Origin of the sequence: Streptomyces sp. NPDC093071 (genome assembly GCF_044754545.1) — a bacterium.
In the GTDB taxonomy this organism is placed as follows: domain Bacteria; phylum Actinomycetota; class Actinomycetes; order Streptomycetales; family Streptomycetaceae; genus Streptomyces.
On record NZ_JBIVPH010000017.1, the window covers coordinates 36314 to 51706 of the forward strand.

At 71.9% G+C, this 15393-nt stretch carries 11 protein-coding genes; 6 read left to right on the forward strand and 5 right to left on the reverse strand.

Annotated elements, in window-relative coordinates:
- Nucleotides 1–231: 231 nt before the first annotated feature.
- From ACIQD7_RS33840 to ACIQD7_RS33855, 4 genes are all read left to right on the forward strand, one after another.
- The gene (locus ACIQD7_RS33840; RefSeq protein ID WP_402447070.1) at nt 232–3528 is read left to right on the forward strand and encodes a nitrate- and nitrite sensing domain-containing protein; all 3297 of its coding nucleotides are present in this window, start codon (nt 232–234) and stop codon (nt 3526–3528) included.
- 7 nt (nt 3529–3535) lie between these two features.
- Nucleotides 3536–3949: a roadblock/LC7 domain-containing protein gene (locus tag ACIQD7_RS33845; RefSeq protein WP_026057603.1), complete on the forward strand. Its 414-nt coding sequence runs from the start codon at nt 3536–3538 to the stop codon at nt 3947–3949.
- A gap of 106 nt (nt 3950–4055) precedes the next feature.
- Nucleotides 4056–4604 carry a DUF742 domain-containing protein gene (locus tag ACIQD7_RS33850; protein ID WP_121834076.1) on the forward strand — a complete coding sequence of 183 codons (549 nt, stop codon included), beginning with the start codon at nt 4056–4058 and terminating at the stop codon, nt 4602–4604.
- Nucleotides 4585–5166 carry an ATP/GTP-binding protein gene (locus ACIQD7_RS33855; RefSeq protein ID WP_015036414.1) on the forward strand — a complete coding sequence of 194 codons (582 nt, stop codon included), beginning with the start codon at nt 4585–4587 and terminating at the stop codon, nt 5164–5166. The genes ACIQD7_RS33850 and ACIQD7_RS33855 overlap by 20 nt, the downstream gene beginning before the upstream one ends.
- Before the next feature lie 157 nt (nt 5167–5323).
- Here the strand turns inward: ACIQD7_RS33855 and ACIQD7_RS33860 are convergent, their stop codons facing one another.
- The 4 genes from ACIQD7_RS33860 to ACIQD7_RS33875 all read right to left on the reverse strand — a co-directional run bounded on the left by ACIQD7_RS33860 (nt 5324) and on the right by ACIQD7_RS33875 (nt 11939).
- A complete protein-coding gene (locus ACIQD7_RS33860) occupies nt 5324–5527 on the reverse strand; it encodes an acyl-CoA carboxylase subunit epsilon (protein ID WP_161374056.1) in 204 nt (67 codons plus the stop codon).
- A 22-nt stretch (nt 5528–5549) separates the two neighbouring features.
- Nucleotides 5550–7133 (reverse strand): acyl-CoA carboxylase subunit beta, encoded by a 1584-nt coding sequence (locus ACIQD7_RS33865; protein WP_121831369.1) that lies wholly within the window; start codon nt 7131–7133, stop codon nt 5550–5552.
- 261 nt (nt 7134–7394) lie between these two features.
- Nucleotides 7395–11285 carry an endo-alpha-N-acetylgalactosaminidase family protein gene (locus ACIQD7_RS33870; protein WP_402447075.1) on the reverse strand — a complete coding sequence of 1297 codons (3891 nt, stop codon included), beginning with the start codon at nt 11283–11285 and terminating at the stop codon, nt 7395–7397.
- 144 nt (nt 11286–11429) lie between these two features.
- Entirely contained in the window at nt 11430–11939 is a 510-nt protein-coding gene (locus tag ACIQD7_RS33875) for a hypothetical protein (RefSeq protein WP_402447078.1), read from the reverse strand.
- A 317-nt stretch (nt 11940–12256) separates the two neighbouring features.
- On the opposite strand from ACIQD7_RS33875, the gene ACIQD7_RS33880 reads away from it, so the two are divergent.
- Nucleotides 12257–12868: a YceI family protein gene (locus ACIQD7_RS33880; protein WP_161374058.1), complete on the forward strand. Its 612-nt coding sequence runs from the start codon at nt 12257–12259 to the stop codon at nt 12866–12868.
- A gap of 101 nt (nt 12869–12969) precedes the next feature.
- Here the strand turns inward: ACIQD7_RS33880 and ACIQD7_RS33885 are convergent, their stop codons facing one another.
- Complete coding sequence (locus ACIQD7_RS33885; protein WP_402447080.1) at nt 12970–14127, reverse strand: serine hydrolase domain-containing protein; 1158 nt, start codon at nt 14125–14127, stop codon at nt 12970–12972.
- A gap of 168 nt (nt 14128–14295) precedes the next feature.
- Here ACIQD7_RS33885 and dnaN point away from each other — a divergent pair, with 168 nt between their 5' ends.
- On the forward strand, nt 14296–15393 hold the full coding sequence (dnaN, locus tag ACIQD7_RS33890) for a DNA polymerase III subunit beta (protein WP_402447083.1): 1098 nt from the start codon (nt 14296–14298) through the stop codon (nt 15391–15393).

The following is a 15393-nucleotide window of genomic DNA, read 5'->3' on the forward strand; positions in this document are numbered from 1 at the left end:
GACACCCGACGCATCCGATCGGTGTCACTGCGCTCACATGAGCCCCGCTTTTTGGCGGGGCTCGCTCTTTATGCCCGTTTTATTCGCGGTACGCACCACGGAAAGTAGCCGTGTCCCACTGTTTGGAAGGGACCCCCTTCACGTGCTGCAATTCATGAACTCCCGAGTAGTACGGCCCTGAACGAAACACCGGCACAACGTAGGTGCCGACGCCGAGAGGTTGTTGGTCGAGTGAGGCGAAGCAAGGAAAGCTCCGCGGAGCAGGAGACGCGGGGCAACTTCACGCCGCCGTCGCGCACGGCGGTGTCGCCCGCGGACGTGCCCGTCACGCCGCCGCCGCCCGCCGAGGCGACCGGGGGAAGCTCCAGCAAGCTGTCGCCCCGCAACTGGCGGGTGCCCACCCGGCTGAACGCGATCCTGCTCATACCCGTGCTCGTCGGCCTCGTCATGGGCGGTTTCCAGGTCAAGGGGTCGATCGACACCTGGCAGGAGGCCCAGGACGCCGAGAAGACGGCGCTCATCGTGCGCGCCGCCTCGGAGTACAGCACCGCGCTGCTCAACGAGCGCGACCTCACCGCCGCGCCGCTGCTCGTCGCCAAGAGCCCCGAGGACCGCAAGGCCGACGAGGTCCAGCGCGCGTACGCCGCGACCGACGCCGCCCGGCTGAAGTTCGACGAGGCCGCGAAGAACCTTCCCTCGGGCCAGGGCCTGGAGCGCCGCCTCCGTCTGTTCAAGGACGAGGAGCCGAAGCTCGAGGCGCTCCGCAAGAGCGCGTACGCCCGCTCCTACGACCCGGTGAACACCCAGCTCGCGTACACCGGCGTCCAGCACTACCTGACCGAGTTCTCCAACGAGCTCGGCCTGGGCACCGGCAACGTCACCGCGTACGGCCGCAGCGTCTACGCGATCCAGCTCTCCAAGGGCGCCGAGTCCCTCCAGCGGTCCATCGGCACCCAGCTGCTCGTCCGACCAAGCACCACCGAGGCCGTCTTCGCCCAGCAGTCCGTGGCGTTCAACTCGTACAACTACCTGGAGCAGATCGCCCTCGGCGAGTTCAGCTCCGGCGGTATGCCCGAGGACGTCGAGCTCCTCAAGAAGGTCATGGCCGGCAAGGCCGCCGAGGGCGCCAAGCAGATGCAGGCGGCCGACGTCGAGCTGCCCAAGGGCAAGGACGGCTCCGTCTACTCCGGCGTGGCCACCGCGATCGGCACGGCCAAGGGGCCCGACGACATCAAGGCGCTCAGGGCCCGGGGCATCACGCCCGAGACCTGGATGGCGATCGCCACCGCCAAGTTCGAGGGCTACAGCGAGGTCGAGAAGGCGCTCGTCGACAAGGCCGTGAACGAGGCCGTCAAGATCTCCGACGACGCCAAGTCGGACGCCTGGCTGAACGGCGCCATCGTCGTCATCGCCCTGCTCGCCGCGTTCGTCCTGGCCGGGATGATGGCCCGCCAGATGAGCCGCTCGATGCGCACCCTGCGGACCGCCGCCTTCGGCATCGCCGAGCAGCGCCTGCCGATGCTGGTCGACCAGCTCTCCCGCACCGAGCCGGGCCGGGTCGACACCCGCGTCCAGCCGATCCCGATCGACTCCCAGGACGAGATCGGCGAGGTCGCCCGCGCGTTCGACCAGGTCCACCGCGAGGCCGTCCGGCTCGCCGCCGAGCAGGCCATGCTCCGGGGCAACGTCAACGCGATCTTCACCAACCTCTCGCGCCGCAACCAGTCGCTGATCGAGGGCCAGCTGACCCTCATCACCGACCTGGAGAACAACGAGGCCGACCCCGACCAGCTGGAGAACCTCTTCAAGCTGGACCACCTGGCGACCCGTATGCGCCGCAACGGCGAGAACCTCTTGGTCCTCGCCGGCGAGGAGCCCGGCCGCCGCTGGGACCAGCCGGTCCCCCTGGTCGACGTCATGCGCGCCGCCTCCTCCGAGGTGGAGCAGTACGAGCGCATCGAGCTGGCGGGCGTCCCGGAGGCCGAGATCCACGGCCAGGCCGTGACCGACCTCGTGCACCTGCTCGCCGAGCTCCTGGAGAACGCCACCACGTTCTCCTCCCCGCAGACCAAGGTCCGCGTCACCGCGACCCGTCTCCCCGACGGCCGCGTGATGGTCGAGATCCACGACAAGGGCATCGGCCTCACCGCCGAGGACTTCGCGGACATCAACCACAAGCTGGCCAACCCGCCGACCGTGGACGCCGCCGTCTCGCAGCGCATGGGCCTCTTCGTGGTCGGCCGGCTGGCCGACCGGCACGGCATCCGGGTCCAGCTCCGCCCCTCGGGCGAGCAGGCCGGGACGACCTCGCTCGTCATGCTGCCGGACGCGATCACGCACGGTGGCGGCGGCGAGCAGCCGATCCAGGACGACTTCACCGTCTCCCAGATCATCCCGGAGCAGCAGCAGCCGCAGCACGCCTTCGAGGCGGCTCCCGCGCAGCCGATGCTGACCGCGGCCGACCTCGGCTTCGACGACTCGCGCTACGAGCAGCAGCCGGACGGGGAGCAGCAGAGCCTCGACCCGGTCAACCGCTCGCTGCGGCGCGAGGGGCGGCGTGCCGCCCTGGGCGACCGCGCGCAGACCGGCGACCGCCCGCTCTTCCGCGACGAGGCGGAGCAGCCGCAGGAGTACGCCCAGGCCCAGGAGTACGGCCAGGAGCAGACCGTCCAGGGCCAGGAGTACGCCCAGGGGCAGCCGCAGGGCCAGGAGTACGCGGCGGAGTACGCCCCCGCGCAGGAGTACGGGCAGCAGCCCCGGCAGGAGTACGGCCAGGAGTACGCGGCCGGCTACCCGCAGCAGGACGGCTACGCCGGGGACGCCTCCCACGCCGGGGGCTACGCGGCGCCGCAGCAGGGCTACGAGGCGTACCCTCAGCAGGGTTATGCGGAAGCCTCGTACGAGACTCCGGGAACCGAACACCAGCAGTACGACCACACGTTCGATCCCCAGTCCCACCAGGCGGAGTGGCCGGACCAGAACGCCTACCAGGGCGGTTACGCCCAGGAGTACCGGACGGAACCGGAATCTGCTCCGGCCGCTCCCGAACAGGCCGCCGACCGCGTAGGCTTCGACCGTCCGGGTCCGACTCCGAATCCCGCCCCGGACGCCGGTCACGCGCTGACCGACGCCGGACTGCCGCGCCGCGGCAGCGTCGCCCCGCCGACGCAGCGGACGCCGCAGCCGGCCAAGCCCGCGCAGCCGGAACAGCAGCAGAACGAAGCCGGCGGTTCCGACGAATGGCGCTCGACCAACGACGAGCGCTGGCAGCGGGCCGGAAAGCTCAAGGACCCGAAGGCGGGCGGGGTCACCTCGTCCGGTCTCCCCCGACGCGTCCCGAAGGCCAACCTGGTCGAGGGCACGGCTGAGCAGACCCCGCAGGGCGGCCCCCAGGTCTCCCGCGCACCCGAGGACGTACGGGGCAGGTTGAGCAACCTGCGCCGGGGCGTCCAGCAGGGACGCAACGCGGGAACGGACACGAACGGATCGGGCCTCGGCCCGGGCAGTACCTACAACCAGGAGCGTTAGTGTGAGCATGAGCCAGGCGGCGCAGAATCTGAACTGGTTGATCACCAACTTCGTGGACAACACCCCCGGGGTGTCGCACACGGTGGTGGTCTCCGCCGACGGACTCCTGCTGGCGATGTCCGAGGGCTTCCCCCGGGACCGCGCCGACCAGCTGGCGGCCGTCGCCTCCGGACTGACCTCGCTGACCGCGGGCGCGTCCAGGATCTTCGAGGGCGGTGCGGTCAACCAGACCGTGGTGGAGATGGAGCGCGGCTTCCTCTTCATCATGTCGATCTCGGACGGCTCCTCGCTGGCCGTGCTCGCCCACCCCGAGGCGGACATCGGTCTCGTGGGCTACGAGATGGCCCTGCTCGTGGACCGCGCGGGCACCGTCCTGACCCCCGACCTCCGGGCGGAACTCCAGGGCAGTCTTCTCAACTAACAGTTCTCAACCAACAGACGGACCGTGCGTTCCGCGCCACCGCCCCGTAAGGTGCGGTGGCGCGGCTCCAAGGGACATGGACCGCGAGGCAGTCGGAGGAGGAAACGTGGGAACACCCCCGGGCGGAAGCCCTTACAACGGTTATGACGCGCACCAGACACCGCTGGGCGACACCGCGCAGAACCGGTTCAACTTTCCCTCCGCACCGAGCGGACAGGGTCCGTCGCAGCCCTATCGGCAGCCGCACGCCCCGGCGGCACCCGCCGGACCGTCCGCCTCGCGCGGCCCGTCCGCCTCGGGCGGCTCGGGCGGGCACAACCCGCTGGTGCGTCCGTACGCGATGACCGGCGGCCGGACCCGGCCGCGTTACCAGCTCGCCATCGAGGCGTTGGTCAGTACGACGGCCGATCCGTCCCGGCTGCAGGGGCAGTTGCCCGAGCACCAGCGGATCTGCCGGCTCTGCTTCGAGATCAAGTCGGTCGCCGAGATCTCGGCTCTTCTCTCCATCCCCCTCGGCGTCGCCCGAATCCTCGTCGCCGACCTGGCCGAGGCCGGACTCGTCGCCATCCACCAGCCCGGCGGCGACGAGGCCGCCGGCGGTCAGCCAGACGTGACACTGCTCGAAAGGGTGCTCAGTGGACTTCGCAAGCTCTAGCGGCGGCGCGGCCCGTTCAACCACCAGCGCGAAGATCGTGGTGGCGGGTGGCTTCGGCGTGGGCAAGACCACGTTCGTCGGCGCCGTCTCGGAGATCAACCCGCTGCGTACCGAAGCCGTCATGACGTCCGCCTCGGCGGGCATCGACGACCTCACCCACACCGGCGACAAGACGACGACGACCGTCGCCATGGACTTCGGCCGCATCACGCTCGACCAGGACCTGATCCTGTACCTGTTCGGCACCCCCGGACAGGACCGCTTCTGGTTCATGTGGGACGACCTCGTCCGCGGCGCCATCGGCGCCGTCGTCCTCGTCGACACCCGCCGGCTCGCCGACTGCTTCCCCGCCGTCGACTACTTCGAGAACTCGGGCCTGCCGTTCGTCATCGCCCTCAACGGCTTCGACGGCAACCAGCCCTACCAGCCCGAGGAAGTCCGCGAGGCCCTGCAGATCGGCCCCGACACCCCCATCATCACCACCGACGCCCGCCACCGCGCCGACGCCAAGAGCGCGCTCATCACGCTCGTCGAGCACGCCCTCATGGCCCGACTGCGGTAGCTGTCCCCAGGCGTTCCGTCTCCGCTCGTCCCGAAGGCCGCGCTCCCCGGAAGGGGGGCGCGGCCTTCGGTCGTGTGCGGACGGCATCGCGAAGGGCCGGAACCCGGTCTCCACCGGGTTCCGGCCCTTCGCCGTGCTCTCTGGCGCTCCGTGCCGGCTAGCGCCAGCTGTGCGGGGCGCGGAAGCCGTGCTCGCGCTCCAGGCGGCGCCAGCCGGCCGCGCTGCGGCCCCGGTGGGCGCCGGCGGTGTCGGCGGACGGCTGGGCGGCGGCGCGGGCGAGGAGGACGGCGGTGATGGCGGCGAGCTCCTCGGGGTCGGCGTGACCCTTCTCGACGCGCAGGAGGTTGGCGGGGGTGCTCATGGCAGGGGGCTCCTCGGGGTGCTTACTGCGGCGGGTTGCCGTGCTTGCGGGAGGGCAGGTCGGCGTGCTTGGTGCGGAGCATGGCCAGGGAGCGGATGAGGACCTGGCGGGTGTCGGCGGGGTCGATGACGTCGTCGACCAGTCCGCGTTCGGCGGCGTAGTAGGGGTGCATGAGTTCGGCCTTGTACTCCTTGACCATGCGGGTGCGCATGGCCTCGGGGTCCTCGGCGTCGGCGATCTGCTTGCGGAAGATGACGTTGGCGGCGCCTTCGGCGCCCATGACGGCGATCTCGTTGGTCGGCCAGGCGTACGTCAGGTCGGCGCCGATGGACTGGGAGTCCATGACGATGTAGGCGCCGCCGTAGGCCTTGCGCAGGATCAGGCTGATCCGGGGCACGGTCGCGTTGCAGTAGGCGTACAGCAGCTTGGCGCCGTGCCGGATGATTCCACCGTGCTCCTGGTCGACCCCGGGAAGGAAGCCGGGCACGTCCAGAAGGGTGATGATCGGGATGTTGAAGGCGTCGCACATCTGCACGAACCGCGCGGCCTTCTCGGAGGCCTCGATGTCCAGGACGCCGGCCAGCGTCTGCGGCTGGTTGGCCACGATGCCGACGACCTGGCCGTCCAGGCGGGCCAGGGCGCAGATGATGTTGCGGGCCCAGCGCTCGTGGACCTCCAGGTAGTCGCCGTCGTCGACGAGCTCCTCGATCACCTTGTGCATGTCGTACGGCCGGTTGCCGTCCGCCGGGACCAGGTCCAGCAGGACCTCGGAGCGCCGGTCGGCCGGGTCCTCGGACGGGACCGCCGGGGGGTTCTCCCGGTTGTTCTGCGGCAGCATCGCCAGGAGGTAGCGGACCTCGGCGATGCAGGTCTCCTCGTCGTCGTACGCGAAGTGCGCCACGCCGCTCGTCCCGGCGTGCACGTCCGCGCCGCCCAGGCCGTTCTGGGTGATCTCCTCGCCCGTCACCGCCTTGACCACGTCCGGGCCGGTGATGAACATCTGCGAGGTCTCGCGGACCATGAACACGAAGTCGGTCAGGGCCGGGCTGTAGGCGGCGCCACCCGCGCACGGGCCGAGCATCACCGAGATCTGCGGGATGACACCGGAGGCGCGGGTGTTGCGCTGGAAGATCCCGCCGTATCCGGCGAGGGCGGAGACGCCCTCCTGGATGCGGGCGCCGGCGCCGTCGTTCAGCGACACCAGGGGGGCACCGGCCGCGATGGCCATGTCCATGATCTTGTGGATCTTCGTCGCGTGGGCCTCGCCCAGCGCGCCGCCGAAGATCCGGAAGTCGTGCGCGTAGACGAAGACCGTGCGGCCCTCGACGGTGCCCCAGCCGGTGATCACACCGTCGGTGTAGGGCTTCTTCGCCTCCAGGCCGAAGCCCTGCGCCCGGTGCCGGCGCAGCTGCTCGACCTCGTTGAAGGAACCAGGGTCGAGGAGCAGCTCGATGCGCTCGCGGGCGGTCAGCTTGCCCTTGGCGTGCTGCGCCTCGGTCGCGCGCTCACTCGGGCCCGCCAGGGCCCGCTCGCGCAGGACGTGCAGCTCGGCCACACGGCCACGGGCATCGGCGGGCTCGCTCGGGATCTGGTCCACAACGGTCATGTACCGACCCTACGAAGTCGGACAAGAAAACCTTGCCGTCGACTCCGTACAGTCTCGCGTGTCGATTCCTGGCGGGGACGGACAGAACCGTGTCCCGTACGTCCCGAGTCAACAGCCGGACACCCCCTGTGCTTGTAGGGTTCCGACATGGACCTCGGTGAGGGCGTCGCGTCCGCGGGCGACACCCACCGTACAGGGGTGCCGCCCGCGTTCTTCACTTCCCTACAACGCCTTCCCCTTCGGGAAGGGCCTCCAGGAGGTTCAGCCGCCGCAGTGGAAGCGGGCGTCCCCCCAGTCGGCGTGGTCGTTGCCGTTGCCGTCGCCGCCGTCGTCGACGACCAGGTCGACGTAGGCCGCTCCGGTGACGTCGGCGGTGAGCGACCGGGCGGGGTCCGTGGACGTGAGGACGGGGGACTTCGCCTTCTCCGTCCCGTCCGCGAGGACGGCGAACCGGACGCTGCCCCGGCCGACCTGGCTGTCGTCCACGCCGACCTCGGCGGTGAAGGAGGTGCAGCGGCCGCCGAGGTAGTAGCGGACGGTGGCGGGGGCGTGGGTGCCCAGGCCCTTGGCGTACGCGACTCCCCCGATCTTCAGCGGGGAGCCGTCCCCGGCGGCGGTCCCGCCGTTGGAGAGGTCGCGCTCGACGGGTCCCCAGCCGCTGGTCGCCGAGGTCCAGTCGTGGTCACTGGCCCAGGTGTCGGCGGTGGGCGGCGGGGGCAGGGTGCGGACGGTGGTGGCGGCGGTCAGCCTCCGCTCGCCCCCGCCGACGGTGTACGTGAGGGAGGCGTTCAGCGGGTACGACCGGTAGGCGGCGTCCACCGGCGGGGTGACCTGCCAGGTGGCGGTGGCCCTTCCGCCGGGTGCGACCGTGCCGAGGTCGACGGGCGCGGCCGGTGCGGCGGTCCAGCCGTCCGGCAGGGCGAGGACGGCCCGTGCGCCGGTGGCGCCTTCGGTCTCGTCGTTGCCGAAGGTGACGGTGACCCGGTTCGGGCGGCCGGGCTCCAGGGTCTCGGGCGCGGCGACGGCGAGGGTGCCGCAGGCGGCGCGCTCGGGGGCCGGGCCGAGGTCGGTCACGGTGAAGCCGTCGAGGACGAAGTCGGCGCCGTCGGGGGCGTCGGCCCGCTTGCGGAGCCCGGTCCAGGTGTCGCCGCAGCCCGCCGTGACGGTCTCGGTGAAGTGCCCGGTGGTCCGCTGCTGACCGATCGGGGTGCGCCGGGTCTCGACGGCCGCTCCGGTGCCGCTCGTGCGGTCGTAGCCGGTGACCCACTCGTACGCGCCCGCGTGGCTGGACTGGTAGTCGTACTCCACCCGGTACCGGTGGCCGTCCTTCATGGGGACGGTCCAGGGCGCGGTCCGGTAGACGAGGCCGGTGTTCTCGTCGTGCGACTTGAGGGACTCGGCGCCGCCGAGGACGTCGTCCACGAGCTTTCCGTTCCAGCCGGCCCGGGTGTAGGGGGCGTGGAGCTGGGCGATGTGGGTGCGCGGGTCGTTCGTGCCGCCTGCGTCGCCCTTGAGGAAGGGGCCCCAGCCCTGGTCGACGGCCTCGAAGTCCTCGTACGCCGTGGTCCCGGCCCTGGTGGCGGGGTCGTTGGCGACGATCCGGACGTCGTCCACGCGGACGGCCGCCTCGCCGCCGGCCGTCCGGACGGTCAGGGTGGTGGCGCCGCGCGGCGCGGTGAAGGTGACCTTGGCGCGCTGGAGGCGGGTGTCGTTCCAGTCGGAGGCGGCGATCCGGTTCTGGAGCGGGGAGCGCTCGACGGTGACGGACGCGCCGCCGATGGAGAGGGTGGCGGGGCGGGTCTTGCCGGGTTCGACCTCGATGAGGGCGGAGGCGGTGTACCGCTCGCCGGGGGTGAGGCCGGTGATCCGCTGGCCCACCGAGGCGGCGGCGGTGCCGGTGAGCTTCGCGCTGTTGCGGCCCTGCTCGTCGGTGTCGCGGGCGACGGTGCCGGTCTTCGTCCAGGCGGTGAGCCTCGCGTCGTTGAAGCCGGGGTCCTTCACCGGGGTGCCCCGGCCCCACTGGGGGCCGGCCTGGGCGGGGGCCTCGTCGGGGTAGAGGACGTAGGCCCGTCCGGCGGTGGCCGTCAGGGTGATCCTCCCGTTCGCGGGCCGTACGGTGGCGGTCTTCGCGCGCCCGTTGTCGGTGAGCTCGTACACGGTGTACGAGCGGGCTCCGGCCGGGACCTGCCAACTGGTCGTGCCGCCGGACTTGTTGTAGTGGTAGAGCTTCTTGCCGCCGTCCCAGGGGAGCAGGTACCTCTCGCCGTCGAGGACCTTGCGGCCGTTCTCGTAGAAGGTGCGGCGGCCGTCCTCGACGGTGCCGCGGACGCCGCCGGTGAAGGTGATGTCGTCGCCGTTCCAGCGGGTGATCCTCTGCTGCTGGAGGTACTTGGCGGGGAGGTTGCGCTGCCAAACGTTGGCGGTGAAGGCGTTCCAGTCGGTCTCGCCGGTCCAGCCCTCGAAGTCGACCAGGGCGGTCTGGCCGAGGACCGGGTGGTCGTTCCAGACGTCCTTCTCGCCGTTGCGGATGAAGCGGATGATCTGCGAGTTGAGGCCCTTGTTGGTGGCGCCGCCGTAGTCGAGGTCGTTGGCCCAGTGGGACCAGAGGGAGGAGCGCTCGAACTTGTCGGCCCACTCGGTGGCGACGTTCCAGCCCTGCGCCTGCACCGCCCGCATCGTCTTGTCGGCGATCCAGCCGTGCGTGTAGTAGACGTCGATGTAGAGCGCGGAGAGGTTGGGATCGGTCTCGTCGCGGAGCTGCTGGAAGCGGCGGGCGAGGTCGCCGCTGTTGATGTCCCGGCGCTGGTCGATGTAGTAGCTCTGGTTGAGCCAGTTCCAGCCGGGCTTCGTCTTGTCGACGAGGGTCTCGCTGAAGTTCTTCGCCTCGGGGTACGACTCGGTGGCGTTCACGTGGACGCCGAAGCCGGCGTTCCACTTCTTGCCCTCCCTGAGGAGGGTGTTGAGGTCGGCGAGGCCGCCGGCGCGCTTGTTGTAGTTGCCGCCGTAGTCGGGGTGGGCGGAGTCGTGGCCCTCGGAGCCGTACCCCTTGAGCAGGGCGAACTGGCCGAGTCCGTCGGTGGCGAGCGAGATCCGCTTGACGTCGTCGAGGGTGCGCAGGAAGGGGTGGGTGGCCTGGGAGGCGAAGTTGAACGGGATGTGGGCGACGACCCGGCCGGGGGTCCGCTCGCTGCCGGGGGCCTTGATCCCGATCGTGCGGAAGGCGACGGCGCCGTCCTGCCAGTCGACGGTGCCGTCGGCGTTGGCGTCCGGGGTGACGACGACCTTGGCCCAGGGCAGGGCGTCGCCGGTCTCGGGCTTCGGGGCGCCCTCGCCCCGGTGGGTCCACTGGCCGGACCAGACGCCGACGCGGGTCTCGGTGCCGTTCTTGCGGGCCTGGTGCCAGAAGCGGGAGCCGTCGCGGGCGGAGGCGCCGGTGGGCTTGTCGTAGCTGGAGTTGGACTCGACGGCGGCGGCGAGGCGGCCGGTGTGGACGATCGCGTACGAGGCGCCGACGGGGCTCGTCTCGGCCGGGGTGGCGTCGGTGATCCGCGCGAAGACGTCGGCGGTGCGGGTGGAGTCCGGGTCGAGGCGGGTGAAGGCGGTCGCGGCGCCGCCGGTGTCCGAGGAGCCGACGGAGACCAGGTCGTGGCCGGGTATGTCGATCGTCCCGACCCGGAAGGCCTCGGTGTCGCGGACGGCGGTGATCCGGAAGGTGGTGGCCCGGTCCCGGACGTCGAGCCGGGCGTCGATCTCGACGCCCGGCAGGTCGGGGAAGACCAGGGTGTACGCGGCGGAGGCCGACTTCAGGACGGGGGCGGCCTTGGCCCGGACGGTGCGGGCGGCGCCGTTGAGCACCACCTGGGTGACCGGGGCCGTACTGCCGAGGAGGCGGTCGCCGCTCGCGCGGTCGGTGTACGAGAGGACGCGGGGGAAGTCCTGCGCGACGGCGACGGAGAGCTGCCGGGAGGCGATGACGGCGTCCGCGGTGACGCCCGTGTCACCCGGGGCGGCATCGGCGGCGGTCCCGGTGAGCGGGCCCCGGGCGTCGGCGGGTCCGGCCAGGGCGAACACGGCGGAGGAGGCGGCGGCGAGGGCGCAGGCCGCACGGAACCTGCGGCCTCTTGGCGAGCGAGGGGTGTGTGGGAGGGACATGCGCACTAGTTGGCCCCGGCCCGGCGGCACCGTCAACGAGATCGCGCCGTGCGGGCGCCTCCAGTCCAAGAACCCCCTTCGGTTAGTCCAAGTGGACTCCGAAGGGGGTTCGTTGGCTTTCCTTCCGGCTTTTCCTCCCCGGGGTCAGCAGCCGCCGCAGTTGTAGAAGGTCACGTCCCAGTGGTTGCCCTCGTCGGCGTAGACGTTGCCCGCGCCGGACTTCCACTGCGGGGCCCCGTCACCGCGCACGCCGATGTAGGTGAAGGTGTTCTTGATGTAGTTCCCCAGGCAGGTGTACTTGCTGAAGTCCAGCTTGTAGCCGTTCCAGTGGGAGTACGTGCCGCTCGCGTGCCCGGTCTCGGTGCCGCCGGTGATGTTGAGGGCGCAGCCGCTGGCGCTCTTGAGGGTCTGGGCGCCCTGGGCGGTGGCGAGGTTGAGCTGGTCGAAGGACGTGCAGGTGGGGTTGTTGCGGTTGGAGCAGCCGCCGGACGAGGACCAGGTGATCCCGGACGACTGGAACCGCGAGGTCGCGGCGGAGTGACTGATCTTGGTGACCGCGTGGGCCTCGCCGGCGGAGGCGAGGACGCCGACGCCGGGCGCGAAGAGCGCGCCGAGGACGAGCGTGAGGGCGGTCAGGACGGAGCGGAGCTTCATCGGGGGTTCCTCCTGCTGGTGACCGTGAGGGGGTGGGGACGGCGGTGCAGGTGGTGCGGGGGGCGCGCACGGCGGTGGTGACACCGGTGCGCCGGGTGTCGCAGGGGAGATGGTGCCGCAGTTCTACGCGCGTCCGGAAGAGGGCCTCGGCTCTTTCCCGGCCCTTCACCGGGCCCTTCCCGGGCCCTCCCCGGGGGCTTTTCGGGCCTTCCGGATGAACGCGCCGTGAACGCGCTCCACGGATGTTGAATGTTGAACGTAAGGGGGTTACAGTCATTCTCGTTGAAGGTTCAACCAATCCCGAGCAAGGAGCAGTCATGGGTCTCTTCGGCCGCAAGAACACCGAGTCCGCCACCGCCGTCGCCACCCTCCCGGTGGACCCGGCCCTGGCCGCCCTGACCGGCGATTACACCATCGACCCCGCCCACAGCAGCATCGGCTTCACCGTCCGCCACGCCATGGTCACCAACGTGCGCGGCACCTTCGCCGAGCACGAGGGCGCGCTGAAGCTGGACGGGACGGACCCGGGCGCCTCCACCGCCTCGATCGACGTGAAGATCGCCTCCGTCGACACCGGCATCGCCGACCGCGACGGCCACCTGCGCGGCGGCGACTTCTTCGACGCCGAGCGGTTCCCCCTGATGTCCTTCCGCTCCACGCGGGCCGAACGGCTGGGCGGCGACGCGTACCGGATCACCGGCGACCTGACCATCAAGGACGTCACCCGGCCGCTCTCCATCGACCTGGAGTTCAACGGCGCCGCGACGGACGTCTACGGCAACGAGCGCGTCGGCTTCGAGGGCTCCGCCGAGATCCTGCGCTCCGAGTGGGGTCTGACCTGGAACGCGGCCCTGGAGACCGGGGGTGTCATGGTCAGCGACAAGGTCAAGCTGACCTTCGACATCTCCGCGATCAAGAACGCCGCCTGATCCGATCCCCCGGCCGCGAGGCCGTACGAGCGCGCCCGCCCGTCCGCCGGAACACGGCGGACGGCGGGCGCTCGGCGTTTCCGGGACGGACCCGGCGGGCGTCAGGCCGCCTTCGCCGCCGCCTCCGTCACCGCCGCGACCAGGCGATCGTTCTCCGGGGCGCCCGGACCTCCCACGAGGGCGAAGCGGCGGCGGGCGTAGCTGTAGGCGAGTCCGGCGGCCGGGTCGGCGAAGGCCTGGGAGCCGGGGGCGCCGCTGTGGCCGACGGCGCCCGGATTCAGCGAGGGATAACGGGTGGCCAGCGGGACGAAGCCGAGGCCGAAGGCGTTCCGCGAGCCGGTGACGAGGTCGGTGCCCCGCGCGTGGATCCGGGCGAACTCGGCGAGGGTGCCGGGGGCGAGCAGCGGCGGCCGGCCGTCCAGCTCGCCCGCGATCGCCGCGTACATCCGGGACAGCCCGCGGGCGGAGCCGACGCCGCCGCCGGAGACCGGCGCCTGGGCCCGCACGGCACGGGAGTTGCCGTAGTCGACCATGTCCACCGGAGGGTCGGCGCGGAGGTCGAAGGCGACGGCCGCCAGGCTGTCGGGCGCGATCGGGTTCGCGTCGAGGAAGGCCTTCTCCTCGGGGGTGGGGACCAGCGGCAGGGCCGGGCGGAAGCGGGGCTCCAGCTCCTCGGGCAGGCCCAGGTAGTAGTCCAGGGCGTACGGGGCGCGGACCCGCTCCTCGAACAGCTCCTGGATCGTACGGCCGGTGGCCCGCAGGACCACCTCGCCGACCAGGGCGCCGACGACCAGGGCGTGGTAGCCGTGGCCGGTGCCCGGCTCCCAGAAGGGGCGCTGACCCGCGAGGCGGGCGGCGGTCCTGCGGTCGTCGGCCAGCTCCTCCAGCGAGAGGCCGTCGTCCGCGCCGATCACCCCGGCGCGGTGCGAGAGCAGCTGGCGCAGGGTGGTCTCCCCCTTGCCCTCGGCGGCGAACTCGGGCCACCAGGAGGCGACCGTGCGGTCGAGGTCCAGGACGCCGTCCTGGACCAGGAGGGCGGTGACCAGGGCCATGGCGCCCTTGGAGGAGGAGTAGAGGGCGAGCAGGGAGTCCCCGTCGACGCCGTCACCGCCCCAGAGGTCGACGACGAGGCGGCCGCGGTGGTGGACGGCGAGCTGCGCGCCGCCGTCCCGCGCCTCGTGCGCGGCGACCCCCGCGAACGCCTCCCTCACCGACTCGAAACCGGGCTCCACCGTGCCGTGGACGTGGACGTCGCTCATCGTCTCTCCTCATCCCGCGCGCCGCCGCCGCGGCGGTGTCCGTGCGTCGTACCGGTCGTCGCCCCCGACCGTAACGGCCGCCACTGACAACGGAGTCGGCGAAGGGCGGGCCGGGCGCGAACCCGCGGGCCGGGGCCGTTGTCAGTGGTCACCGTTAGCGTCGGCGGCATGGAATTCCGTATCGACAGCGCCGTGTTGACCGATGCCGTGGCCTGGGCCGCGCGCGTCCTGCCGACCCGCTCCCCGATGCCCGTCCTCGGGGGTCTGCTCCTGGAGGCGACGGGGGACGGGCTGCGCGTCTCGGGGCTCGACCACGAGGCGTCGGCGCGCGTCGAGGTCGAGGCCGAGACGGTCGTGGCGGGCCGGGCGCTGGTCCTGGGCCGGCGGCTGCTCGACATCTGCAAGGTCCTCCCCCGGGGCCGCGCTGGGCTCGCCGTGGAGGGCGCCCGCCTCTCGGTGGTCGCGGGCGACGCCCGGTTCGGCCTCTCCCTGCTGCCGCTCGAGGACCATCCCGCCCCGCCGCCGCTCCCCGAGGTGCTCGGTCTGGTCGACGGGGACGCCTTCGCGGCGGCGGTCGGCCAGGTGGCGGTGGCCGCGGGCCGGGACGACTCGCTGCCCGTCCTCACCGGGGTGCGGCTCTCCCTGGACGGGACGGTCATGACGCTGGCCGCCACCGACCGCTACCGCTACGCCGTCCGCACCCTGGAGTGGAAGCCCGGGGCGGAGGCGGTGGACGCCGACGTGGTCGTCCCGGCCCGGCGCCTCACCGAGATCGCCCGCTCCCTGGCCGGCGCGGGTCCGGCCCGGCTCGCGCTCGACTCCGGGTCGCTCGGCTTCGAGAGCGGCGGGACGCGCACCACCACCCGGCTGCTCGACGGCCGGCTCCCCCGCCACGACAAGCTCTTCGCCCTCGGCGAGCACGCCCTCGCGGTCACCGGGCGGGCCCCGCTGGTCGAGGCCGTGAAGCGGGTCGCGGTCGTCGCGGAGGGCGACAGCCCGGTCCAGCTGGCCTTCTCGGCCGAGGGCCTGCACCTGCGGGCGGGGTACGAGGACGACGTGGCGTCCCAGCGGCTCCCGGCCTCGCTCACCGGGGCGGACTCCGTGGCCGTCGCCTTCAACCCCGGCTACCTGCTGGACGCCCTGACCACCCTGGAGAGCCCCGAGGTCCACTTCCACCTGCTGGGCCCCGGCCAGCGGGCCCTGCTCACCGACGGCCCGGACCCGGTCCACCGCCATCTGCTGATGTCGGTGAAGCCGCTGGTCTGA

Coding starts and splice junctions, on each gene's coding strand:
- ACIQD7_RS33865 (WP_121831369.1), bottom strand. CDS start 7,133: ATGACCGTTGTGGACCAGATCCCGAGCGAGCCCGCCGATGCCCGTGGC.
- dnaN (WP_402447083.1), top strand. CDS start 14,296: ATGGAATTCCGTATCGACAGCGCCGTGTTGACCGATGCCGTGGCCTGG.
- ACIQD7_RS33875 (WP_402447078.1), bottom strand. CDS start 11,939: ATGAAGCTCCGCTCCGTCCTGACCGCCCTCACGCTCGTCCTCGGCGCG.
- ACIQD7_RS33885 (WP_402447080.1), bottom strand. CDS start 14,127: ATGAGCGACGTCCACGTCCACGGCACGGTGGAGCCCGGTTTCGAGTCG.
- ACIQD7_RS33870 (WP_402447075.1), bottom strand. CDS start 11,285: ATGTCCCTCCCACACACCCCTCGCTCGCCAAGAGGCCGCAGGTTCCGT.
- ACIQD7_RS33860 (WP_161374056.1), bottom strand. CDS start 5,527: ATGAGCACCCCCGCCAACCTCCTGCGCGTCGAGAAGGGTCACGCCGAC.
- ACIQD7_RS33880 (WP_161374058.1), top strand. CDS start 12,257: ATGGGTCTCTTCGGCCGCAAGAACACCGAGTCCGCCACCGCCGTCGCC.
- ACIQD7_RS33845 (WP_026057603.1), top strand. CDS start 3,536: ATGAGCCAGGCGGCGCAGAATCTGAACTGGTTGATCACCAACTTCGTG.